Here is a 24,916-nt window from a genome sequence, read left to right as displayed (position 1 = left end):
TCTAATTAATATTTAGACCTTACAATACTTAATATTTTGTTATAAAGCGGGTAGACTATCCACCATTTTATGTATTGGATGAATTGGGTTGAACGAGATCTTACCTCAACACATAGCCATTGTGATGGATGGCAATGGACGTTGGGCACAAAGCCGTGGTTTGTTGCGAGTTGAAGGACATCGTGCTGGTGTTGAGACAGTAAAAACGGTTATCCGTTGTTGTTTACAAACTCAAATTCCAATCCTAAGTCTATTCGCTTTTAGCAGTGAAAACTGGTCAAGGCCTGAAAACGAAGTTGAGTTTTTGATGCAGCTTTTTATTGAAGCCTTAGGGCATGAAGTGCAAGAACTCCATCAACATGGTGTTTGCCTGCGCTTTACTGGCGATAGGGAAGCCTTGTCACCAACCCTGTGTTCCCAGATGTTAGCTGCTGAAGAGCTGACTGCAAATAATAAGCGTTTGATCCTGAATGTTGTGGTGAACTATGGCGGTAAATGGGATCTTGTCCAGGCTGCAAAGAGCATCGCGAAACGTGTGTGTGCAGGTGAGTTGGCTATCGAGGCAGTTAATGAATCTGCTCTTGAACAAGCGCTCAGTACCCATGGATTGCCGGATCCTGATTTGTTTATTCGTACCAGTGGCGAGCAACGCATTAGCAATTTTTTCCTTTGGCAGCTAGCTTATACCGAATTGTATTTTACTGACGTACATTGGCCTGATTTCACAGCGGAAGCATTCCAAAAAGCATTGGCCAGCTTTAGTTCGCGAGAACGGCGCTATGGTAAAACCTCGCAACAACTTAATGAGGTTAACCATGTTTAAACAGCGGCTATTAACTACAGTTGTACTAGTGCCCCTCGTTTTGTTTGCTATCTATTATGCACCAAACTGGGTTTTTGCCGGGTTTGTGCTGGTCTTAATGCTAGCTTGCGGTTTTGAATGGTTAGGATTAATTCCTATCGCTTCCTTACCATTAAAAATTGTTTTTCTTGTGTTGCTTCTGGCTGCAACCTGTTTAAGTTATTATATTTTTTATTACTGGTTGAGTCTTGGTCTCTTGCTATGGGTCTTTATTTTAGCAGCGATAGCGCTGTTCCCTAGATCACAGACAGTTTGGGGTTATTCCTGGATAGTTGCCAGTGCTTGCCTGCTGCTGCTGCCCCTATTTGCCCAGAGTATGATAGCAATTTATAAACAGGAGCAAGGTAAAGATCTGATTGTGTATTTGCTTTTTCTGGTCTGGGCTACTGATATCGGCGCTTATTTGGCAGGTAAACAGTGGGGGCGACATAAGCTTATCCCCTCGGTGAGCCCTGGCAAGACAGTAGAAGGTGCGTTAGGTGGTTTTATATTGTCAATGTTGGTGGCTTGCTGTGGTTACTATTATTTTCAGCCCCGTGTAGGCCTTGTTCATTGGTTTAACATCGCAATAGCAACGACCTTGATTTCCATGGTCGGTGATTTATTTATCAGCATGCTTAAAAGAAGAGCTAAACTTAAAGATACTGGTCGGTTAATTCCTGGCCATGGGGGCGTACTCGATCGTTTAGACAGTTTGCTTGCGGCGTCGCCTTTATTTTATTGGGGATTATACGTTTTAGCACCAGGAATCTGATTATGGTAATGACTTTAATTTATTTTTTCCTTGCCTTGTTATTGTTAATAACGGTACATGAATATGGTCATTTTCTCGTAGCCCGTCTTTGTGGTGTGAAAGTCCTTCGTTTTTCATTCGGTTTTGGTAAGGTATTGGCGCGCTGGCATGATAAACAGGGCACTGAGTATGCCTGGTCTCTTTTTCCTCTGGGCGGTTATGTGAAAATGCTGGATGAAACTGAAGGCGAAGTCCCGGAAAAAGAGCGTCATCTTGCTTTTAATAACAAATCGGTTTGGGCTCGTATTGCTATCATTGTCGCTGGTCCTTTATTTAATTTTATTTTTGCTTTCATAGCGTTATGGTTGGTCTTGGTGATTGGTATTCAATCGCTGGCACCTATGATTGAAACAGTCAAGCCTGGAAGTATTGCTGCAGAGGCTGGTTTAGGACCGAAACAAGAAATTCTGGCTTTGGATAATAAAAAAATTACCAGTTGGCGAGATTTTCAGTTTGCTTTAATGCCTTTGCTTGGCAGTGATGAAAAAATCTCCATTTCTGTAAAATCTTTGGCAAATGGCGAGAAAAAAACATTCACTCTACCCTTAGCAAATTGGAATTTGGACGCAAAAAAACCTGATCCCTTAGGAAGCCTTGGGATAACCCCCTTTATACCTACCATACCTCCAATAGTCGGTGAAGTACTTGATGATTCGCCGGCGAAAGCAGCAGGATTACAACCGGGTGATATTATCAAGACTGTGGATGGCAAACCGCTAGAGGATTGGCTAAATTTGGTTGAGCATGTCAAGCAACATCCAGGCGCTCCTTTGCATTTGTTGATCGCTAGACAAGGGCAGATAGAGAACGTCAAATTACAAATTGGTACGAAAGTAAATGATGGCCAAAACGAAGGTTTTCTTGGTGTTCGTTCTCAAAAAGTAGATTGGCCACCACAATGGTTGCGCGTACAACGCCAAGGCCCTGTTGAAGCAGTGGGGACTGCTTTTACGCAAACAATTGATTTAACAGGAGCAACGTTTTCTTTAATTGGCCGTTTTATTACAGGTAAACTGGCGTTACAAAGTATTAGCGGACCGGTGGGAATAGCCCAGGGAGCCGGCGAATCTGCCCGTACCGGATTCACTTATTATTTATCTTTTTTAGCTTTAGTCAGTATTAGTTTGGGCGTGTTGAATCTATTACCTATTCCTATGCTGGATGGAGGTCATTTACTTTACTGTCTAATGGAAATTGTTAGAAGGCGGCCGCTTTCTGAAGAAGTGAGATCAGCGGGAATTTATGTTGGCTTATTATTTATGATGGCATTAATGATTTTAGCATTGAGTAATGATATATCGCGGTTGCTGGGATAATAATGATTATTTTATGATCGGTTTCGATTGAAATAATCAATAAATCAATTGAGTATATAAATGCAAGCAGATTTTTAGTCCCAAGATAATAAATAGCTGGTAACAGTGGGGGATCTCTGTGGTAGACTGTCGCAAAAAATCTAGCTATTGCCCGATTTAGCGCTTTTGGATGTGACCATTCTTGCGTTAGTTATTCAGCTCAAGGCTACATTTTACTCATAGACTTCTTCCAGCCTTACAGCGGTTTGGAAAGGGCGAGGAGACACGGGGCGCGGAGCCGGAGTGTACAGATAAGGACACGAGGGTTCGAGTACTGTATCGACGAAGCAATTTCCTACCAAGATAGAGTTTGGAAAGAGATCATAATTTCTTGACAGGGTTAGTCAGTTCCTATAAAAGGGTGCAATTTATATATTCGTGCTGGAATAATTCCAGTGACAAGACCGTGCGTAGTACTGGACGTAAAATAAGAATGAAAAAAATCAGTAAAAAAATTGTTTTAGGTATCCTCTGTTCAACCGCGTTAGCCTGGTCGACTGAAATAAATGCGTCAAATGGCTTCGTTGTACGTGATATCAAGGTTGTCGGTTTGCAGCGGGTCAGTTTAGGTACGGTGTTAAATTACCTGCCTGTGCAAGTTGGTGAGGAAATAGGATCTGGCTCTTCTGCTCAAATCATTCGAGCCCTTTACGAAACTGGTTTTTTCCAGGCAGTATCGCTTGAGCGAGAAGGTAACACACTGGTTGTTCATGTGGTTGAACGCGCCACTATCGGTTCTATTTCGGTTGTGGGGAACCAGGAGATTCCCAGTGATAAAATGAAGGAGTTACTCAAGGAGATGGGCTTGGTCAAGGGGCGTGTTTTTCAACGGTCATCCCTTGAGCATTTAGAAAAGGAATTAAAACAGGCCTATAATGCACGCGGAAAGTATAATTCTCGCATCGAAACGAAGATTGCGTCATTGACGGAAAACCGTGTTGCTATCACTGTCACTGTTTCTGAAGGGCGTGTTTCCCGAATCAAAGAAATCAAGTTTATTGGCAATCACGATTTCACCAGTAATGAATTATTGCCAGAATTGTCTTTGTCGACCAGCAATATTTTCACCTATTTCAGTAAAAAGGATCAGTATTCCAAAGCAGCTATGGACACGTCTTTAGAGGCTCTACGGTCTTTTTACCTTGATCGGGGCTATTTGAAATTTAATATCGTATCATCGCAAGTCTTATTATCCCCTGATAAGAAAGATGTTTTTATTAATATCCATATTGATGAGGGCCCACAGTACCGTTTCGCTGGTTATGCGATTGCTGGTAACACCATTTTACCTAAAGAAAAAATAGATTCACTGATTGAGGTAAAAAAGGGCGATGTATTTTCACGTAAAAAGGTTACGGAAAGTATTTCTGCGATTGGTTTGGCTTTAGGTGATGTTGGTTATGGTTTTCCTGCCATTAATGCCGAGCCCCGGATCGATGAAACCAATAAAACGGTCTTTATTACTTTTATAATCGAGCCTGGCCGTCATGTTTATGTACGTCGTATCAATTTCCATGGTAATACGAAAACGGCGGATTATGTATTACGTAATGTCATTCGCCAAAATGAAGGCGGTTTGTTGTCTTTGCATAATATTAAAGAATCTGAACGGCAGTTGCGTCTTCTTAGCTATTTAAAAAATATCAATGTGAAAACAAATCCTGTACCAGGAACAAATAACCAGGTTGATTTGGACGTTGAAGTAGAAGAAGCACCTTCGGCAGAAGCAACGGCTTCGGTAGGTTATGGTACCAACGGACCACAATTTAATGCTGCAATTAATCAGCATAACTTCATGGGAACAGGGCGTTCTATGGGGGTTGGCTTTAATGCGAGCTATTGGGGACAGGATTATAACCTGAATTATTACAATCCTTTTTATACCCAAAATGGGGTTGGACGCGGGATGGGTCTGTATTATCAACGAGTTGACCCCAAAAAATTAGATGTCAGTTCTTACTCCTCTAACCGTTTTGGTGGTGATGTTAGTTACAACGTATTGTTAAGCGAAAATAGTAGTCTGCAATTCGGCTATGGATACCAAGACTTACGTATTAAGTCAGTGGGTACCGTTATGCAAATTCAGAATTTTGTGAATTTGTATGGGCGCGACTTTCATGAGATTCGCTTGACAAGCGGTTGGAATCGTAACAGCTACGATCAAATGCCTTATCCTACAAGAGGGATGAATCAGCAAATCTCGGGTTTAATTGCCTTGCCTGCCTCGTCCAATTCCTTGTCATACTACAAAGCGGCTTACCAGGCCCACTGGTACCAACCGATTACTCGTGGTTTTATTTTTACCGTGTTAGGCAATATTGGCTATGGAAACGGCTTTAATGGCAAGAGTTTACCGTTCTTCGAAAACTATTTCGCGGGAGGTATTGCACAGCCTGGCCAGGTTCGGGGTTATGACAGTTACTCTCTAGGACCTCAAGATAGTAATGGTAATGCAATCGGCGCCAACTTCCTTGTCAATGGAAGTGCTGGTATTATCCTGCCTTATCCCTTAAGTCGTGATAACGTCAGAACAACGGTTTTTACCGATGCCGGTAACGTTTTTGCAAAAGGTATACCGACCGCTTTAAGAGGAACATTGGCAGGACCAATGCGGTATTCAGCCGGTTTATCCGTTGAATGGCGTTCTCCCTTTGGACCTTTGGCATTCAGTGTCGCTCAGGCATTGAACAAACAACCTTTAGATAAGGGACAATTGTTCCAATTTACATTATCATCCGGTTTTTAATTTCGCAGGGGTTGGTTCAATGAGTAGAGGAAGCTGACTGAAGAAATTAATATGGTGAAGACTAGCACAATATCGCAACCTGCAGTGAAGTGTGTTAGCATCAAAGACTTTTAATCAGGAGAGCAACATAATGAAGCGTGTCAGTGGGATTTTAATTGCATTAGTGTTTGGTTTAGGTGCCGCTAATGCTTTTGCAGATTGGGCAAAAATTGGTGTTGTAGATTTGCAAAAAATCATGCAAACCTCTAGCCAAATGAAAGTGATTCAGCAAAAACTAGAGAAAGATTTCAAACCTCGTCGTGACAAGTTGGTTGCCATGGAAGAAGGGTTGAAGAAGGATATGGAAAAATTCAAGCGTGATAGCGCTATTATGAGCCAGACTCAAAAGAAAGAACTGGAGAAAAAGATCGTTGCAACCCAGCAAACTTTTGAAAGAGAAGGCCAGCAATATCAGCAGGAATTGAGTACCGCTCATAATGAAGCAATGGAAGAGCTTTACGGTAAGATCCGCAAAGCGATCAACAAGGTTGCTGAAACTCAAAAATACGATCTCATTCTGCAGAAAGATGCTGCACCATTCAGTGTTTCCAAGTTAGATATCACTGAGGAAGTGATGAAACAAATTAACTAATTGTTTCATTGCTAATTCGTGAGTAACGTGTATACCCTTGCCGAGCTAGCGGCTCGCCTGGATGGGGTTTTTCATGGTCAAGCTGAATACCCCATTCAGGGTTTTGCATCATTGAGTCGTGCTACCCAGACCGATCTGGCTTACTTTGATAATCCTGCCTTGCTTGCATCTTTGAGCCAAACAAGGGCTGGTGCTGTCTTGCTAACCGCTGCGTATCTCCAATATTGCCCGACCAGTTCTATTGTAGTTGCCAATCCTCTAGAAAAAATGTCAGTGGCTGCGGGACTATTTCAACAGACTCCAAAATCCTTGGAAGGAATTCATCCGACAGCCGTAGTCTCTGCTTCGGCAACAATAGGTCAGGGTGTGAGAGTGGGGGAAAATTCTGTTATTGGCGATGGCGTAGTTCTGGGTAATGGTGTCCAGGTTGCTGCAAATTGTGTGATTGAATCTGGTGTGCGGGTAGGAAATCAAACCACCATTCATCATGGGGTTGTTGTTCTACAAGGGTCCGAAATAGGTCAACATGTTGCTATTGAAAGTGGGGCAGTGATTGGTGCCTTGCCTTTTAATAGTGTAAAAATGCAGGGTCACTGGTTACATGGCCCAGCCGCTGGCGGCGTTATTATTGCAGATTACGTTCAGCTAGGTGCTAACACGGTAATTGCCAGAGGAGCGCTAGGCGATACTTGTATTGGTGAAGGTGTGCACATCGATAATTTGGTACAGATTGCTCATGATGTTATTATTGGCGCAAATTCAGCCATTGCTGGCTGCGCAGCTATTGGTGCTTATACAAGGATTGGGGCACATTGTATAATCGGTGGTGCCAGTTGTGTTGCGGCGCACGTGCATCTTGTTGACGATATCGTGATCACCGGCATGTCAACGGTGAATAAGTCGTTGTCTAAGCCAGGCATTTATTCTTCTGGCATTATGGTGAGTGAACATGGACAATGGCGACGTAATGCGGCGCGATTTCGGCGCCTTGATAATTATGTTACCCGCCTTACCAAATTGGAAAAGGAGAGGCAGCACGATTCAAATTGAGTTCTCACAGATTGAGAACAGATGTTAAGCCCCAATGAATTTAATGAGAGTAAAGTGCATGAGTGAACAGATTGAAATAACTAAAATTCTCGATTTATTACCGCATCGTTATCCATTTATCCTGGTTGATCGGGTTATGGAATACGAAGTAATGAATTATTTAATTGCTACTAAAAATGTAACAATTAACGAACCTTTTTTTACGGGGCATTTCCCGGGAAATCCTATCATGCCTGGTGTGCTAATGCTTGAAGCGTTGGCTCAGGCCAGTGCGATATTATCAAATTTGTCGCGCAAGCCTAAAGAAGGCTATGAATTCCTGTATTTTTTTGCAGGAATTGATAATGCCCGCTTTAAACAAATAGTAATACCTGGTGATCAACTGCGTTTGGAGGTCAAACTAGTTGGTCAAAAACGTGATTTTTGGCGGATGCATGGCGAAGCTTTTGTTGGTGACAAGCTTGCTTGCTCAGCAGATTTAATGAGTGCAGCGAAGGAAATTGTAAAGTGATAGATGAACGTGCAATGATTCATTCCTCTGCCAAATTGGCAAAAGGCGTATCAGTAGGTCCAGGCAGTGTGATTGGTGCTGATGTGGAAATTGGTGAAGGAACCTGGATTGGCCCCCATGTGGTAATCCAAGGACCAACTGTTATAGGTAAAAATAACAAGATTTTTCAATTTGCTTCCGTCGGTGATGAACCCCAGGATATTACCTATAAAGGCGAACCCACGCGTTTAGAGATAGGCGACAATAACATTATTCGTGAATATTGTACGATTAGCCGTGGTACGGTCAAAGGCGGAGGTGTTACTCATGTTGGCAACGGTAATTACCTTATGGCCTATTCTCATATTGGTCATGATTGCATGATAGGTAACAGCGTCACGATGGTAAATCATGCAGCCTTGTCTGGCCATGTCATTGTTAATGATTTTGCCATCATCGGACCTTATGCCGCCGTGCATCAATTTTGCCATATAGGCGCCTATGCTTTCATTGCCCGTGCAACTTACGTTTCCAAAGATGTTTTACCTTATGTCATGATTGCCGGCCACACAACCTCTGCATGTGGAATCAATACAGTTGGTTTAAGACGGCGAGGTTTTTCCTCTTCTGCGATTGACCATTTGCGACGTGCCTATAAAATTATTTTCCGCAGAGGACTGACAGTACAGCAAGCTGTTGCAGAATTAGAGCTGATCCAAAATGATTGTCCCGAGGTCATCCCTATGATTGATGCCCTGAATCAATCAACCCGAGGCATTGTGAGATAACAGTGTTAGCTTCAGTGCTTGCAGTAGCCTGTGGAGGGACTTTAGGAGCAGTGGCTCGTTTTGCTACAGTAAGCATCATGCAACATGCTTTAGGTTCGCGTTATCCTTATGGCACCTGGGTAGTTAACAGTTTAGGATCGTTTTTAGCAGGGTTTCTAATAATTCTGCTTACAGAACGATTTGCAGTAGGGGATTATTGGCGCTTGGTATTAGTGGTTGGTTTTCTTGGGGCTTATACGACGTTTTCCAGTTTTGCCTGGGAAACTTGGATACTTTATCAAAATGGCCAGGTACTCGCTGCTGTATTGAATATATTATTCAATAATGTTGGTTCATTAGCGATGGTTTTATTAGGAATTTACTGTGGCCGATTGTTGAGCTGAGTTTGCAGCTCCAAATCAATAGGACCCTATTATTAATCAAATTAAATAGGATAGACTTTGTGTATTGGAGTTAATCCGAATTGTCTGCGACCAGAGTTAAAGGTGAACTATGTTAGATCCCCAATTATTGCGTGATAATCCACAATATGTTGCTGAGCAACTGAAAAAACGTGGTTTTCATTTTGATGTGCAAGCATTTGTTGTTCTTGAAGATCAAAGAAAGCTGCTGCAAGTTGCAACTCAAGCCTTACAAAATGATCGTAATCAGCGCTCGAAATTGATCGGGCAAGCAAAAGCTCGCGGTGAAGATATTACTGCGATGCGTGAAGAGGTCAATCGTCTCGGTGAAGAATTACAGAGCAAAAAAACGGAGCTTGACGAAGTATTAAAGCACTTGGATGCGCTCCTTTTCAGTTTACCAAATTTACCACACCCTTCTGTACCGGAAGGGCGTGATGAACAGGATAATCAGGAAGTCCGTCGCTGGGGGACGATTCCTACTTTTGACTTTGCAGTGAAATCGCATGATGAACTGGGTGAAGCATTAGCCAAGATGGATTTTGCCCTGGCGGCTAAAATTACCGGTAGCCGGTTTGTGGTAATGAAAGCGGAGCTTGCCAGATTACATCGTGCTCTTATTCAATTTATGCTTGATATTCATACGCAAGAGCATGGGTATGAAGAAATTTATGTCCCTTACATAGTCAATGCCGATAGTTTAATGGGTACTGGTCAATTACCGAAATTTGAGGAAGACTTATTTAAATTGAAGGGCGATGATGGTTATTACCTTACGTCGACCGCTGAAATTCCAGTAACAAATACCGTTCGCGATACAATTTTAGCTGCAGAATTGTTGCCACTGCGCCACGCTTGCCATTCCCCTTGTTTTCGCAGTGAGGCTGGTTCTTATGGTAAAGATACTAAAGGCATGATCCGGCAGCATCAATTTGAAAAAGTTGAACTGGTATGGATTACTACCCCTGAAACTTCTTATGAGGCGCTTGAGAAACTAACCCACCATGCCGAAGTTATCTTACAGCGGCTGGAATTGCCTTATCGTGTTGTAGCTCTTTGTACAGGCGATCTGGGAGCTGGCGCCGCTAAAACCTATGATTTGGAAGTATGGTTACCCAGCCAGGGTATGTATAGAGAAATTTCATCTTGTTCCAATATGGAAGCTTATCAATCGCGCCGTATGAAAGCACGCTATCGCCACCCGGAAACTCGCGAGACAGAGTTGGTGCATACTCTAAACGGTTCTGGATTGGCAGTTGGCCGAACGTTAGTAGCGATTATGGAGAACTATCAAGACAAGGATGGCAATATTCGTATACCAAATGCATTGCAGCCTTATTTGGGAGGTATGAAGCTCATTAAAGCTTAGTTTTCTTAACTTAAGTCGATGGGATTTTTATAAGTCATTGTTGTTTCCGAAAGGATGAGTTGATAGCAGAAAGACTATAAAGTTATTGGATAATTAGGGCAAAACATCCATTTGAAGAAGAGAATTATTGGTTGCCTCCGGTAGAGGCAATAAGAGGATTTTTAGCTGGCAATGCAGATGGTAGAGATTTTTTTGAGTCAGCACTCTCTACCAGTTTTACATCCTGCGCTATCTTTGATGCCAATGACAATCCCAATCTTGCTTCTGGTTTTGTTGGGGTAAGTAAAATAGCTGCCAGGAATAGCCAGGAGCTGTATTGAAGAATTGCTGGCAATGGGCAAATGGCTATTGGGTGTGGCAAGAGGGTGATTGCCCCCTAACCCCTTGTTTTAGGCTAATAAAAAACAAAAGAATAAAAAAAGAGAGCAGCGAAGCACTCCATAATAATAAAATAAGATGTTTTCAGCAGGGAAGGCCTTAGTGTGATCCAAAAATCAAACCTGTACTTATTCACTTTCCTCGGTATCTTTTTCAGTTTGTTTTTAGTCGGTACTCTCCTTTCACCCCTTCTGCTAAATATGATTCGCTCAACTTACCTGACTATGAGCATGGATGTGAATCGAAGGCAGGCTCAAGTTGTTGCGCAGATTATTTCCCATCTCTTAACAGACGGTGAACCTAAAAAAAATATTATTTCAGCTTTGCAGGCTTCTTTAGCAAAAACGGAAATGGATCGGGGCTATCTTTGTTTGATTGATGAAAATACAGGCGTTTTTCTAGCTCACCCCATTAAAAAATTTGTCGGGCAAAATGTACATCAATTTAATACCAATTTTTTATCACTCGGGCAAGAACAGCCACAGAAATGGGGAACTGCTATTCAGAATAAAAAGGTAGAAGCGGGCGGTACCCTGATTATGCCAGGAGGAAGAACAGAAATTGTTAACTCCTTCCTTGTTCCTGATACAAGTGTGAGAGTCTTCTCCCATGAAAATATGAAAAGACTCAACAGGGAAATCGCCAAATTACAGCAATTATTCATAATTATTTTTATCCTGCTGGGATTTATTGTTGCTTTCCCTGCATCTTATGCGGCACTAAAAGTAAGCAGACGTTATGAAAAGAGAATTGAGGCAGAGCAAGAAAAATCGGAAAGACTTTTATTAAATATTTTACCAGGCAGTATTGCACAACGATTAAAATCGGAAGAGACCAATATTGCCAATCGTTATGACGATGTTTCGGTTTTGTTTATTGATATGGTCAATTTTACTTCGCTATCTGCAGCGATGAGCCCAGAAAAATTGGTTGAGGTGCTGAATTTTATCTTTTCCCGGTTTGATGAAATTTCACTAAAATATGGTTTGGAAAAAATAAAGACAATGGGGGACTCTTATATGGTTGCTGGTGGTATTCCCGAGTTTAAACCAGACCATTTAAAATGTTGTGTTGAGGCTGGTATGGAAATGATGGCCTTTATTAATAAGGAACATCTGGATGAAAGGAAGTTCACTATACGCGCAGGGTTACACGTCGGTCCTGTGGTTGCCGGTGTTATTGGGACCCATAAGTTTACCTATGATCTTTGGGGGGAAACGGTGAATATAGCCTCTCGCCTCGAGTCTACCTCAGTACCCGGGCATATCCAATGCTCGCATGCGGTGTATGAGCGAATAAAAAATGATTATAGACTTTTACCCAGAGGAGAGGTTTTATTGAAAGGGATGGGAACGATTCCCACTTATTTTCTCCTACCAGAAGACGAGTCAAATTAAAATGAATAGATTTGGTTTCTATAATAAAAGTAAGGATGGTGCGATTTAATGGGCGGCATAGACGTTCATTTTATTCGATAGTAAAACAGGAAGAATTATGACTTTAAAGATAACATTTCTTGGTTCTGGTTCAGCTTTCACCATGAGAGAGGATAATTATCAGTCCAATTTACTTTTACAAAAAGCGAATGATACCTTGCTGATTGATGCTGGAGGCGATCTTCGGTTTTCACTAAATGAGCAACATTTAACGTATGCCGATATCAAGAACGTCTATATTAGCCATTTGCATGCTGATCATATAGGTGGTTTAGAGTGGTTGGCACTTAACACTTTTTTTGATCCCGCCTATAAAATTAAGCCGACTCTTTACTGTTCGGAAAATATTATTAAGGATTTATGGGAACACTCACTATCGGGCGGATTGCGTACATTGCAAACTGAAAAGGCTACACTGGAAACTTTTTTTAATACTCACCCGATAAAAGAACAGTTTTGCTGGAATGATATTAATTTCCAACTGGTACGTGCAATTCATATTGTCAGTAATTATGAGTTAATGCCTTGTTATGGTTTATTGATGCATTACAAGGAAAACAAAATATATTTTACTGCTGATACGCAATATGCTCCCAAGCAGCTGTTGGATTATTATGAGGAAGCAACTATTATTTTTCATGATTGCGAAACAGCGGAAAAAAAATCAGGCGTTCACGCCCATTATTCCGAATTAGTTACTATCCCTGCCAGATTAAAGAAAAAAATATGGTTGTACCATCATAGTCCTGGAAAACTGCCTGATGCAAGGGCAGATGGGTTTCTAGGTTTTGTTAAAAAAGGGCAGTCATTTTTATTTCGTTGAGCATTCAATAACACAGTGATTATTTTTACTAAAAGAAAGTGTTTTAGCAACCACAACACATTCTTATCACCAGATTTTGTGGAATCATCCACGTGAGTATGTCTATTTCGTCGTTGCAAGCTTGGTAAAGCAATCCATAACGATACTGCCTGGAAGATTGGAACTGGATTTCTTCACTTTGTTTGCAACGATGACAGTTTTTTATCTGGTTTCAAAGAATAGTATGCACCGTTAATGCTTATGATTTTCGTGCTTTAAGGGCCGTTATTTCTTGGGAATCAAATAATCTTCAACAACGTCTCCATAAGGGAGCGTTAAATCAGTTATAAAATGAGAAACAGAAACGATTCTCTTAATATAAAAATTTGCAATAGGTGCCAGGGCGTGGGGATGAAGCTCCAGGCTACCTGGTCCAGTCCAGGCCCCTTTTATAGTGATGTCCTGTAGATAGGTCCTTGTTAACTGATTCACTTCAGGTTTGCCATCTACACCAGGAATATTTTTAAGCAAGAACACAGGTTTTTTCATGGCTTCCAGGACTTTTTCTTTATCTACTCGATGATGTTTATAACCCATTGTTGCTGTAGCAATTCTGATACTGCCGTAATTCAGAAAGCCAATTAGCGTGTCCTCTTCAACAACTAATTTGGGTTTAGCCAGTTTTTTCGGAAATCCCCATATTTCGCGGCCACCGGCAATGGGAGCATGACAGTCAAGAAACATGGAAATCGTAAATCCTCCCTCCTCCCCTTTGTATCTAACCGGTATAACCTGGCCTGATTCAGTGTAATCACCAAATCCAGTTGAATCAGGCATACGAATAAATTCAAATTTAATAACCGGCTCAATTAACTCTAAAGGTGGGGGCAAAACTGCTTGTAATAGCTCGGGATCTGTTTCGTAGGTGATAATAAAAAATTCGCGGTTTATAAATCGGTAAGGTCCTGCTGGGTAGGTATTTATCCACCGAGGAGCAGGCATATCAAATTCATTGTTAATAAACGATTTTCCTTTGCCTAAGTGCTTTTTATCCATTTTGTGACCCCACTCTCTGCGCTTCTATACTCTCTCAGTAGAACAATAAGCGACGGTTATGATTTCTTTTTAGCGACCAGTTTAAAATCGACTTTAACATCGTCTTTTATTTCATCAGTACTAGCCCAGTCACCTTGTCCAACACCAAATGTACTGCGTTTGAATGTAGTAGAGCCTTCGACAAGTGCCATCCCTGGTGAAGTTTCTACTGCAGTGAAGGTTAAAGTAACAGGAGCAGATTTATCACGGATAGTCAGTGTCCCTATTGCCTGATAAGTTTTATCTCCAGTCTTATTAAACTCAGTTGCCTTAAATTCTGCTTTGGGAAACATCTTTACATTAAAAAAATCAGGCGTAATCAAGGTATTTTTTACATCTGCGTAATCCGCAGAAACAGAATTCATATCGACTATAATATCTATCTTGCTGCTTTTATAATCATTAGGGTCAACAAAAATTTTACCTGTAAATTGTTTAAATTGGCCTTTAACAGGCGCATCATTTTGAATAGCAGTAAAGCTAAGACTGCTTTCACCCGGAATAATTTCCCATTCGGGAAGAGCTGCGTTTACAAAAACAGGTATGAAGGTCAGTATCATGAAAACTAACCATTTGGATAAGGAATTGATTAATCTCATGACAGCATTCTCCTTAGGATGTCATCTTTATCAATGAAATGGTGTTTTAAAGCCGCAGCAGTATGAAGCGCAATAAATGCAATTAAAGCATAACCTAGCCATTCATGAATCTCCTGGAATAAATGCCTTAATTCTTCATTGGGAGCTATCAGATTAGGTATCGTAAACAAACCAAAGAAAGAAACGGGTAGCCCCGCAGCAGAGGTTATTAACCAGCCGGTAATGGGCAAAGCAAACATAAATCCGTAAAAAGCCCAATGCACTGCCCGGGCAGCAAACTGTTCCCAGGCTGGAATAGATAACTCAGGGGTGATATTGATAAGGCGCCATATTATTCGAATCATGGCAAGCCCTAATACAAGAAATCCGTACTCTTTATGCCAGCCATACAACTTAAGTTTTTGCAGGCTGATTGGCAGCTCGACCATATAGATACCCAGGATAAGAAGCCCAACCATTAAAATCGCTAATAGCCAGTGTAAGGAAATGGTAACAATGCCGTATTTATGGGTAGTATTTTTTATTCTCATAATAGGCCTCATTGAGTGTCTTTATAAGCTTCGGCATTAATTTCTATCTTTACTTCATCGCCTAGATCCGGTAGGAGCGCCTTTATACCAAAATCAGAACGTTTAATCGTGGTCGTGGCAGTAAAACCTGCTGTCATTTTCTCGGTTATAGGATTTTTGCCGACTTTATTCAGGGTTACATTCAAAGTGACGGGTTGTGAAATGCCATGTAGATCCAGGGTGCCGTGAACTTTGGCTGTTGTTTGACTGAGGACTTCCACCTTGTTACTAACAAATGTTGCTGTGGGATACTTGGCAACATCAAAGAAAAGCTTGCCTTTTAGGTGTTTATCTAACTCGGGGATTCCGGTAACAATATCAGCCAGTTTGATCGTTGCATTAACTTTACTATTTTCTGGCTTATCTTTATCCAGGGTTACGGCGCCATTCACATACCATTTACCCGCTTGAGTTGAAAATCCCAAATGTTTAATTTGCCATAGAATATAGCTATGTTCAGGATCAAGCTTTAAAGTTTCTGCCGCAGCATGCAGTGTAGAAAAGGGTATTATCAGCAATCCAGCCAAAAAATAGCCCATTAATTTTTTTGTCATCATAAAACTCCCTTTCATTGAATCTCTACCTAAGTTGGCTCTACCCAGGATTTAATTAAGATTTTTTATCAGCAGTTAAACTTCCACCCACCAGTTTTTCGCATAATCCCTGAGGAACGAAAACAAAAGCATCAGGTTGTGCATCTTTAGTCGAAGATCCGGCACAGGAAGAGGTTGCTGTTGCGCAATCATTGAATCCCGCTCTAACAACACCATAACATTTTTCTGTGGCGGGAGCAGCAGATGGATCACTTGCATTTGAGTTCGTAGCACCAATAGAGGGTGTTGCTGCCAGCACTAAAAAAGCAGTCATTGCTGATTTAATTAATTTGTTTTTATCTACCATGGCAATCCCTTGTCGTGTATATAAGTTAATTTTATTCTAGATGGTAATTTAATTTATATCTAATTCATTTTTATTTTATCAGTGGCAAGAATTCCGAATGCATCAATAGTTTCGAAAGATTCTCTATACTCCGTATTCAATTCAGAATAACATCTTTAGTCATTGAGTGCTGATAGATCACAAAAGTGAAGGGACACTAAGATAAGGACGAATCATATGTTGTATCAGTTAAAAAAATTAGTATTTTTATTTGCATTATTTTTTTGGATCGCAGAGGTTTTCGCAGCCTTTAATTTTAATGGCTTGATTGGCGTGGATTATCAACCCAATCATTATGCAGGCAACGTCCCGTTAAATAATCACGATGTCTTTATCGTAGGTAATAATGGCCAGGGTACACCGATTACTAACGTTTACGCAGAGCTGGCGCAATTGAAAGAAGCGGGATTTAGTACAGTCCGTTCCTATCAGACGACCATTTATTCCTGGGTTGATATCATCAATCAAGCCCATGCTTTAGGAATGAAAGTCATTTATGAAGCGGTTATTCCCCAGCAACCTGCAGATTCACCCTACACTGGCGGTTCCTGTCCGGTTCCTCCTGCAAACCAAGACTATATTCCTTGCGCACAGGCCACTCTCAATGCAGTTATTAGCCAGGTCACCAAATCGATTTTTAATGATACGGTCATTCTCGTATTGGCTGGGCATGAAAATTATTGTGAGGCTGGCAATACGATTTCACCCTGTAACAATCCGGTCACCTCAAACATAGTTTATTTAACTTCAGCAGTTAATGCGCTGAAAAGTACATTGACTACTGCTGGTCTTGCGACACCAGTGAGCTCAGCGCTGGTTAGTGGCAATTTGGTGACACCCAGTGTTGCCATTTCCAATGACATGATCACCCTGGCTAACAGTTATTCTGCTGATGCGCCTTTGGCTTTTGACCCTTATCCTTTTCAGTGGGGGGTGCCAGCTAATCAGGCTGTATGGGTTCCACCATTAGCGACCACCGTTCAACCCAACAATTCATTAGCCTGGGATTATATTCATGTTGTAGGTTCAGCCAATCCACCTGCTTTACCTGCGGCTGCTCAGCAGCCATTTTATACACCCGGCCGTGTTCTTTTGGCGGCAGAAACAGGTTGGGCAACTGAGGGGACAACAACTGAATATGCCTGTAATTCACCGGGACCCTGTGTTCCCTCTGTTGCTAATGCGGCCACCTATTATACAGCGCTTTATCAAGCCAACACGTCTAATTTTGTTGCTAACTCAGGGTATTCAATTGGTGTTCTGGCATTTGAGGCTTATGATGAGCCAAACAAGGGGAGTAGCAGCGCAGAAGGGCACTATGGTCTTTTTGATTCCAATTGTAGTCAAAAGGCGGCAGGACTTGTTCCTGCGAACAAATTGGTTTCAGCTACGGGATGCCAGGGGTTTTCAAGAGGATCTTTGCTGACAATCGTAGGTTTTGCCCATCCCTATACGCTTGTTATTAAGCAAAAAAACCCGACTACCGGTAGCGAAGTTTCCACCACACTGACTAGTGATGGCAAACAAAGCAGTTTGCCAGGAGCACCCTGGCCGCAATATTTGGTATTCCCGGGGGCAACAATCACGATTAGAGGCAACCCCTCTTGCACTAGTACAGTGCAATCAATTGATAGTGCTGGACATATTACCTTTGCTGGAAAATGCAATTGTCCGAATGACAAGCTGAGTAACTGTTACTACTAAGTGTTTGAACTGCGCAACAGTGTGTTCTACTGTTGCTTGATTGAGTGAATTACAGGGAGGTTTGCTTTGAAATATACTGGATTGTGTATACCGGTCTTGAGTCTATCCATTTCAGCAACATTTGCTGCGACTATTAATTCCCCTGGACCAATTAATCAAACAGGTTTTTTCGCTGGCTTGGGTGGCAGCTATAATTTTTTCCGTATTAATTCCGAGATGTCTGGGAGCCTGAATGCGACCAGTGGTTTTGTGCCTATAGGCTTGTTTTCGGGGGCAACGGGTTCTTATTCGAAGACAAAAGAGGTGTTTGCTCCTGAAGGCCAGCTCGGTTATTTTCAACCTATTAGTGGCGGTCAATGGTTGTGGGGGATTGAATTTTTATACCAATATTCAAGAGCAAAAATAATCAGTTATAACCAGTTCCAGGAACCTGGGACTTCCATCAATTTTATAAACCCCTCTGTTAACGTTACCGATGAAATCAGTATGAGCTCTATCCAAACCAGAGTGAATGATAAACTCATGTTACCGCTATTTATTGGTCGTTCATTGACCAATAGTTTTATATACCTCGGAGCAGGTCCTGCTGTGTTCAGAACAAAACACACGGTGGATGTGAGCGCTGATACAGTTTCTGGGCTTTACGCTGGTAATCTTAATGGCTTTTCCAATACAAAATGGGTATGGGGCGGTGCAGTACAGGCCGGCATGGCGTTTTACTTAAATCCTACCTGGTTCCTGAAGTTCAATTATAGTTATGCGATCACGGACCATTATAAAGCAAATAATCTTCTATCTTTCTCTCCTGAGATTAACGGAGGTCTTAATGGGGGTACAGTCTCTTTTAGTACGTCGCAGCGTCTTATCGCACAGGAAGTGGCCGTTTCAATCAACAAAGTATTTTCATTATGAAATGTAACATGGTTTGAGTTCTTGTTTTCAGATTCAAAGATTGATTGGACTATGTTTTGAGCTAATTAGCTGATGGATTAAACGCTGTGGAGATGACGACAGGTTCGATTAAATCAAAAGACGTACTCATAACAGAAGAGTGGCTCCTATAAAATAGATTGACAGGCTAATAATATCTTGCAGAGCTGTCGCCAAAGTGCCTCTACCTAAAGCTGGATCTTTCAAAAAATTTTGAAGATGAATAGGGATTAAGCAGGTCCCACCCTCATTTGTTGTATTGCCTCTCTATGAACAGGAGCAACTCCTTTGGAGGGGAGAACTGCTTCTATCAATTTTTGTTTTAAGGCGACTGGCATTATTTTGTCTGGTAGTGCATTAATACCTAGAGTTAATTTGTTCACATGTCCTTTTAACAGGGGAAGGCTCGTTTCCTGACAAGCTTTCTGGATAAGTTCTAAAGTTTCTTTTAATTCCCTGGGTAAATGCAGTATTTTGTTATTACCGAGTGGTAACGAAATAGCATTAACATAATCACCAAAGAATCAATATTTTTGCTTTAGGTTCCAGTGCTTATGTTCTTTTAATTGTTCGAAGACGTCTAAAAATTGCTTTTGCGTTGCTTTAATACCTGCATCATAGGAATCAAACAGTTTTTTTAAGGGTTCACGTCGCTGCCCTTCTGCCATTAAAGTCACACTAAGTCTTTTTTTGTAAGGGTCTGCATTATGTTCGAGTAAAAATTGACAGCGCACGGCATCTTTTTTGTGGATTGCAACCCACAAAGGCAATTGAGGGGAGCCATTAATGTTATCGGTTTCAGTATTCACAAATTGAGGGAACTTCGTTAAGATGCCGGCGGCAATTTCATAGTTATTTTCATCCATGGATTTGATAAAGGTTTTTTTGCACCATTCCTCGTTAACGGCCTTAATGGCAAACAGCTCTTTAAATAGAACATGATTTTGTTTCTGATAACACCAATCTAAATCATCGGTACGAGTGACAAACCGCGGATCTTCTCGTAATTTTTTAATGCATTTACTGTAAATATCTTGGTTATTATGCAGTAATCCTAGTTTATATAGTTGATTTAAAGCCTCAGCTTTTAAACCCTCTACAGCGATAGGTTTTATGATTTGATTAAAAAGACTTTCATCTTTTTCAAAAAAATCGTAAGGATCTGTCCCACTCCGTGGACTTATGAGCAAAAGAGCACTTTTATCCACAATACGGTTACTGATTTCTTTGCAAAGGTCGATTTTTTTATGCTGTAAGGCGAGTAAATAATATTCAATTAAACTGTCTTGCGATAACTTGCTGATATCTATCTTTGAGGCAATCAGATCAAATAACTCAGGTTTCTGAGTGAGTTGAGGCCATGGGTGTAAAGCAACTACAGGGCCTTTTTTAAAGAGTGCATTCTGATCAAAGGTTGGAACTTGTAGTACCGAAGTAATCGTTTCTTTATGAGCATGTTTGAGGGCCAATAGATAAATATCATGCAAGGTATCTTGAGTCTGTTCTCTATAATTCATGCCAGCCAAGGCTTGAATAAAGGGTGCTGCCCGTCCATCCTCAAATTGGGTTCTTTCACATAGTTCAACAAAACGATTTATTCCTGCTCTTGAATCGCCTTCCCGCTTAAGCATTGTGGAAAAAGGAATATTCTCGCGGCATTGTTTGATGATGTTTTGGTTATTATGAATTAAAGCCAGTATATAGGATTCATACCACTCTCCTTTTTTTATGAGTAGTGTACAAATTTGTTCATATGACTCCCTGCCTTCTTTATATAATCGAAATAGGGGAGATTGACCCTTTTTATCTTTTGTAAGTAATAACTCAGGCTTGCGAGTCGCAATATCGACGAAAAGTTTTGTTTGCTGAGGAGAAAGATAATGTAGGCAATTTCTTCCTGATGCATCGGTTAATGATAAATCAACATTTGCTTTTAAGAGCATTCTCATTACTTCAACGCTCGTATGTTTCGCAGCGATATTTAATAAGGGCATGCGCTCTTTACCCGCTGTGACTAATTGAGCCGGATTGATTAAAGTTGGTTGCTCGGTATGGAATTTATGGTAATACTCCATCAGTAGAGCAAAGGTATAGCCCTGATCTTTTCGTGCGGATTCCGCAAGGGCATGCTCAAATGCGTTTTTCTCAAAACGATGGCCTTTTTCAAGAAGAAAATTAATTATCTGTGGATCGCCACTCGAGTATGCTTCGACCATAACATTTTGATCCACGTGTTCTTTTTTATAATAGCGTTTTACAAACTCAAACTGCCCGTAAGATACCGCCGTTTTCAATGCGTGTTTTATGCAAGTTTCCAGCTTCTCCTTAGCGAGAGATTGTTCAATATAAAGCACTAATTTTGAATCTCCATTTTGAATGGCAAAATCTAATGCATTATCCTTTGATTTCGCCCCTTGTTGCGCCAGTGAATCTTTCCTTTTTTCATACAAAGGGGTTAGTAATTCGGTAGCAGGTGGATAAATAGTAGGTAATACTGCTGGAGTTGGATTATGCAAGCGAGAATAGACATGCATACGAATACCGTGGTAAGTACCTTGAAACTCAGCTTCATCAAAGTGCAGCGCGCTACTAAGTACTTCTTCAACCATTTGATTTACTAGGACTTTAAGTGCTGCTGCATTCGCTTCGGCTGTTCCTTTTTGTGGTACTTCAATGGACCATACTGTCCCATAAGAAGGATCAACCACTTCAATCTGATGACCAACTCGTGTTATCGATAGGGCATGTTCATGACATCCCAGAGTAAAACCTACACCTTGTTGTAAATTTGGGTTGATGGTTAAATACGTGGATAATATGGCTTTCAATTCTTCTTCGCTGAGAACACCAGCTAATTGATGATGATAGGTTAAGGGAAAAGCCTCCCCTTTTCGTTTAAATAATGCTTCTAAAGCCCCTTGCATATGAGACTGGGTTGTACCCGCTTCAATGCCTAAGGTACGATGCAGCCAAATTGTGTTTTGAATAAAAGTCTCGAATGCTTGATGCACCTCAGGGCTGATATTGCCTGCAAGAGGGTCTGCTTCATAAATCAATTTTAATAGATTTTCATATTCCTTGTATTTTCCAGTTAACGTGCAATACAGACGCCAAACACTTAAACCTAAACAAACTCCTTTATTCGTTACTTCATCATTGAAATCGGCAGTGTTGCCGCGAAAACGGCTTTGCCATTGGCTTGCTTTTGCAATTAAGACTTCTTGAGGAAGTGAAGGCATAGGTACTTGACTCAATAACACCTTGTTTAAATTATAGTCTCATTTAAATGAGCAGGTGCTTACTGGGTTGTAGTGGGAGTAATCCCTTTTAGATCATTTTGGGGCAGGGAAATGTTTAACTCATTGAGTTATATGGTCGGAGTGACAGGAATTGAACCTGCGACCCCTGCCTCCCGAAGGCAGTGCTCTACCAGGCTGAGCTACACTCCGTTTAATGGTCACGTTTAATGGCGAATTGTGCAAGTTCAATCAGTGCTTCCTTATAAACACTATCGGGTAAAACCTGTAGTGCCGATAAAGCCCGATCGACCTCAAGTGCTGCATAATTCCGCGTATATTCAATAGCATCAGTTGCTTCAATAGCTTCCAGTATAGCAGTGAGGTTTCGCAAGCTGCCTTCCTGTAAACTTTCTTGAATCAGTTGTTGCTGTACAACTGTACCATGTTTTAAGGCATGGAGCAGGGGGAGGGTGGCTTTACCATCGGCTAAATCATCACCAATATTTTTGCCAATTGTTTTCGCGTCAGAGCAATAATCTAAAGCATCATCAATGAGTTGAAAGGCATTCCCTAAATGCAAGCCATAGGCATACAGGCTTTTTTCAATTTCTTCACCAGCATTAGATAACAAAGGACCAATTGCAGCAGAAGCAGCAAATAACAAGGCTGTTTTGTCTCGAATCACTGCAAAATAATCATCGACGGAAATCGAAAAATTATGGCGATTAGCTAATTGCCTTACTTCACCACAGCTGATTTGATGGGAAGTATCCGCTAATAGACGTTGAATTTTAGGATGGTTAACATTCACCATTAGCTGGACGGATTGGGTGAACAAGTAGTCTCCTACTAAAATACTGGCTTTGCTGCCCCATATTTCATTGGCCGTTTCACGCCCGCGGCGGAGAGTGGATTCATCAATAACATCGTCATGCAACAAGGTTGCCGTGTGAAAAAACTCAATCATCGCAGCGAGCGCGATATGATCTTGGCCTCGATAGGCACAGGCATGGCTTGCTAGCAATACTAATAAGGGTCGTAAACGTTTGCCGCCACTTTCAACAATGTGATGTGCCAACTCATCGATCAAACCGACTTGTGATTGAATTTTATCAATGATTAGAGCATTTACTGCATCAAAATCTTCACTAACCAGTGCTCTTAAACGGGCAACCGTCATTGTTTATCCTCTAACATAGAATGTATGCATGCTAAGGCTGGCTTGGTCTAATGTCAAGTTTACTTCCCTAACAAGAACAAGGGAAAACCATCTTATATCGGTTATAAGGACCTAATAGCCCTATGGATACTGTACTTTAGGCATGGCGGCTTAATGTGGGTAACAGACTTTGTTTGAATGCTCAGGAATAGATTCGTTTAACTCGTTTGGTAATGTGGTAAGTATTACCTCCTGTTTTTTTGGCGCTATACATGGCTTCATCGGCCTTGGCGAGCAATTCCTCGGCATTGAATGCATCGAAAGGATACACAGCCAGACCAATACTTATCTGACAAATAATGTCATGCGCCCCCAGGTTAAAAGGTTTATTAAATTGCTGCAAAATGCGCTTGGCAATGGTTTGAGGAATTTTATCCCCATGTTGATGCATGATAAGGGCGATAAATTCATCTCCCCCCAGTCTGGCGAGAAAGTCTTTTTCTCTGAAACAGCTTTGCAGGCGTTTGGCGGATTGTGACAGCAAGGAGTCACCGGCTTCATGCCCGTAAAGATCGTTGACATGTTTGAATTTATCTAAATCCATAAAAAAGAAAGTGATGCAATAGTTTTTATTGAGAGCTGCCTCAAGCATATTTTGAATATACATTTGAAAATAGGTGCGATTTGGCAAATTAGTGAGCGCATCGTAGCGAGCCAGGTAATGGAATTTTTCTTTATCGGTCTGTAATAGATAATTGTTTTCACTTAATAACCTTTCATATTGCTCATTTTCACGTAAAACACTATATAAGGTGGTAGCAATGACAAATAAAGAGAAAGAGATATTAATCAAATTCATGAGTAGTTCATTGGACGGTGCTAATTGGTAAATCGGCGTAAGCTCCTGCATTGAAAAAAAGACTACCATGGCTAGACACAGCGCGGCATAAATAACCAAGCCATACCAGCTTATCGTGACAGCGGCCAGGATTGGAATGACGTAATACCAGACAAAATAGGAGCTTGATAAACCGCCCATCCAGTAACTCCCTAAGGTAGTAATAATCAGTGCTAAAAAAGTGAGGAAATGTCCACAGAGGACTGTATTCTGGGTTTTTTTTAAGATGATCAAATTAAGTGCAGCAAATCCACAGGCAGCAATCACCAAATGCACCATCATCCACATATGCCAGGCAAAATTGATATAGAGTAAAAATAAACCGAGTATAATAAGTTCGATACTGATGTTATGGATTAACCTGTATTGGCGTCCCCGATCGCTATTGGAAGTTGATAGTTCTCTTGCAAACACTTTTAATTTATTGACCAGATACATCTTGGTTCCTCATGGCTAATTTATCTCTTTCAACAAAGGAAATGGGTTTCATTTCCAAGTAATAACTCCCTTTAGTTAAAAAAGATCACGCTAAACTGCCATAATTATCTATCAATCTATTGTGCCAACCTTCACTGGTTTGCGGCGTTTTAATTATTGGTCTTTGTCTCAGTAGTATAGGCTATTTTTGTTTTATTTTTGATCAATTAATAACTCTTTGTTAGTTTTTTAAGCGAGTTAATGGT

23 protein-coding genes and 1 tRNA gene are annotated in these 24,916 nt (G+C 41.1%); 15 read left to right on the top strand and 9 right to left on the bottom strand.

The annotated features are described in order from the left end of the window. Positions 1 to 88: 88 nt before the first annotated feature. From uppS to Lfee_RS11005, 13 genes are all read left to right on the top strand, one after another. Positions 89 to 823: a polyprenyl diphosphate synthase gene (uppS, locus tag Lfee_RS11065; RefSeq protein ID WP_058446774.1), complete on the top strand. Its 735-nt coding sequence runs from the start codon at positions 89 to 91 to the stop codon at positions 821 to 823. Then, positions 816 to 1,616 carry a phosphatidate cytidylyltransferase gene (locus Lfee_RS11060; protein WP_058446772.1) on the top strand — a complete coding sequence of 267 codons (801 nt, stop codon included), beginning with the start codon at positions 816 to 818 and terminating at the stop codon, positions 1,614 to 1,616. The genes uppS and Lfee_RS11060 overlap by 8 nt, the downstream gene beginning before the upstream one ends. A gap of 2 nt (positions 1,617 to 1,618) precedes the next feature. Beyond that, a complete protein-coding gene (rseP, locus tag Lfee_RS11055; protein ID WP_058446770.1) occupies positions 1,619 to 2,971 on the top strand; it encodes an RIP metalloprotease RseP in 1,353 nt (450 codons plus the stop codon). A 472-nt stretch (positions 2,972 to 3,443) separates the two neighbouring features. Next, complete coding sequence (gene bamA / locus Lfee_RS11050) at positions 3,444 to 5,756, top strand: outer membrane protein assembly factor BamA (protein ID WP_058446769.1); 2,313 nt, start codon at positions 3,444 to 3,446, stop codon at positions 5,754 to 5,756. 130 nt (positions 5,757 to 5,886) lie between these two features. Continuing rightward, positions 5,887 to 6,387, top strand: a complete 501-nt coding sequence (locus tag Lfee_RS11045; protein ID WP_058446765.1) for an OmpH/Skp family outer membrane protein — start codon at positions 5,887 to 5,889, stop codon at positions 6,385 to 6,387. A 27-nt stretch (positions 6,388 to 6,414) separates the two neighbouring features. Then, a complete protein-coding gene (gene lpxD / locus Lfee_RS11040; RefSeq protein ID WP_058446763.1) occupies positions 6,415 to 7,437 on the top strand; it encodes a UDP-3-O-(3-hydroxymyristoyl)glucosamine N-acyltransferase in 1,023 nt (340 codons plus the stop codon). A gap of 58 nt (positions 7,438 to 7,495) precedes the next feature. Then, positions 7,496 to 7,948 (top strand): 3-hydroxyacyl-ACP dehydratase FabZ, encoded by a 453-nt coding sequence (gene fabZ / locus Lfee_RS11035; protein WP_064088271.1) that lies wholly within the window; start codon positions 7,496 to 7,498, stop codon positions 7,946 to 7,948. Continuing rightward, positions 7,945 to 8,715, top strand: a complete 771-nt coding sequence (gene lpxA, locus Lfee_RS11030) for an acyl-ACP--UDP-N-acetylglucosamine O-acyltransferase (RefSeq protein WP_058446759.1) — start codon at positions 7,945 to 7,947, stop codon at positions 8,713 to 8,715. The genes fabZ and lpxA overlap by 4 nt, the downstream gene beginning before the upstream one ends. A 2-nt stretch (positions 8,716 to 8,717) precedes the next feature. After that, a complete protein-coding gene (gene crcB / locus Lfee_RS11025) occupies positions 8,718 to 9,098 on the top strand; it encodes a fluoride efflux transporter CrcB (RefSeq protein WP_058446757.1) in 381 nt (126 codons plus the stop codon). Between the two features lie 109 nt (positions 9,099 to 9,207). Next, positions 9,208 to 10,485 (top strand): serine--tRNA ligase, encoded by a 1,278-nt coding sequence (serS, locus tag Lfee_RS11020; RefSeq protein ID WP_058446755.1) that lies wholly within the window; start codon positions 9,208 to 9,210, stop codon positions 10,483 to 10,485. Positions 10,486 to 10,616: 131 nt separating this feature from the next. Further along, positions 10,617 to 10,805, top strand: a complete 189-nt coding sequence (locus Lfee_RS11015; RefSeq protein WP_058446753.1) for a hypothetical protein — start codon at positions 10,617 to 10,619, stop codon at positions 10,803 to 10,805. Between the two features lie 162 nt (positions 10,806 to 10,967). Next, the gene (locus Lfee_RS11010) at positions 10,968 to 12,260 is read left to right on the top strand and encodes an adenylate/guanylate cyclase domain-containing protein (protein WP_058446750.1); all 1,293 of its coding nucleotides are present in this window, start codon (positions 10,968 to 10,970) and stop codon (positions 12,258 to 12,260) included. Between the two features lie 97 nt (positions 12,261 to 12,357). After that, positions 12,358 to 13,122, top strand: coding sequence for an MBL fold metallo-hydrolase (locus Lfee_RS11005; protein WP_058446748.1), 765 nt, complete (start codon positions 12,358 to 12,360; stop codon positions 13,120 to 13,122). 264 nt (positions 13,123 to 13,386) lie between these two features. Here the strand turns inward: Lfee_RS11005 and Lfee_RS11000 are convergent, their stop codons facing one another. The 5 genes from Lfee_RS11000 to Lfee_RS10980 are packed head-to-tail and all read right to left on the bottom strand — an operon-like array spanning position 13,387 to position 16,264. Further along, entirely contained in the window at positions 13,387 to 14,157 is a 771-nt protein-coding gene (locus tag Lfee_RS11000) for an acetoacetate decarboxylase (protein WP_082646634.1), read from the bottom strand. Between the two features lie 56 nt (positions 14,158 to 14,213). Continuing rightward, positions 14,214 to 14,795 carry a YceI family protein gene (locus Lfee_RS10995; protein ID WP_058446745.1) on the bottom strand — a complete coding sequence of 194 codons (582 nt, stop codon included), beginning with the start codon at positions 14,793 to 14,795 and terminating at the stop codon, positions 14,214 to 14,216. Beyond that, complete coding sequence (locus Lfee_RS10990; RefSeq protein WP_058446743.1) at positions 14,792 to 15,325, bottom strand: cytochrome b; 534 nt, start codon at positions 15,323 to 15,325, stop codon at positions 14,792 to 14,794. Before Lfee_RS10990 ends, Lfee_RS10995 begins: the two co-directional genes overlap by 4 nt. A gap of 8 nt (positions 15,326 to 15,333) precedes the next feature. Next, complete coding sequence (locus tag Lfee_RS10985) at positions 15,334 to 15,921, bottom strand: YceI family protein (RefSeq protein WP_058446741.1); 588 nt, start codon at positions 15,919 to 15,921, stop codon at positions 15,334 to 15,336. Between the two features lie 52 nt (positions 15,922 to 15,973). After that, entirely contained in the window at positions 15,974 to 16,264 is a 291-nt protein-coding gene (locus tag Lfee_RS10980; protein WP_058446739.1) for a BufA1 family periplasmic bufferin-type metallophore, read from the bottom strand. A 216-nt stretch (positions 16,265 to 16,480) separates the two neighbouring features. On the opposite strand from Lfee_RS10980, the gene Lfee_RS10975 reads away from it, so the two are divergent. Both Lfee_RS10975 and Lfee_RS10970 read left to right on the top strand, forming a co-directional pair. After that, positions 16,481 to 18,007, top strand: a complete 1,527-nt coding sequence (locus Lfee_RS10975) for a glycosyl hydrolase family 17 protein (RefSeq protein WP_058446736.1) — start codon at positions 16,481 to 16,483, stop codon at positions 18,005 to 18,007. Positions 18,008 to 18,073: 66 nt separating this feature from the next. After that, positions 18,074 to 18,919: an outer membrane protein gene (locus Lfee_RS10970; protein WP_112854776.1), complete on the top strand. Its 846-nt coding sequence runs from the start codon at positions 18,074 to 18,076 to the stop codon at positions 18,917 to 18,919. A 542-nt stretch (positions 18,920 to 19,461) separates the two neighbouring features. Here the strand turns inward: Lfee_RS10970 and Lfee_RS10965 are convergent. The 4 genes from Lfee_RS10965 to Lfee_RS17685 form a co-directional block, all read right to left on the bottom strand. Continuing rightward, positions 19,462 to 22,176, bottom strand: a complete 2,715-nt coding sequence (locus tag Lfee_RS10965) for an ankyrin repeat domain-containing protein (protein ID WP_058446734.1) — start codon at positions 22,174 to 22,176, stop codon at positions 19,462 to 19,464. 133 nt (positions 22,177 to 22,309) lie between these two features. Next, a tRNA-Pro gene (locus Lfee_RS10960) sits at positions 22,310 to 22,386 on the bottom strand. 1 nt (position 22,387) lies between these two features. After that, positions 22,388 to 23,356: a polyprenyl synthetase family protein gene (locus Lfee_RS10955; RefSeq protein ID WP_058446732.1), complete on the bottom strand. Its 969-nt coding sequence runs from the start codon at positions 23,354 to 23,356 to the stop codon at positions 22,388 to 22,390. Positions 23,357 to 23,537: 181 nt separating this feature from the next. Then, entirely contained in the window at positions 23,538 to 24,671 is a 1,134-nt protein-coding gene (locus tag Lfee_RS17685) for a GGDEF domain-containing protein (protein WP_064088270.1), read from the bottom strand. Positions 24,672 to 24,916 lie beyond the last annotated feature (245 nt).

The organism is Legionella feeleii (assembly GCF_001467625.1).
Classification (GTDB): Bacteria; Pseudomonadota; Gammaproteobacteria; order Legionellales; family Legionellaceae; genus Tatlockia; species Tatlockia feeleii.
This window is presented reverse-complemented; position numbering and strand designations above follow the sequence as displayed.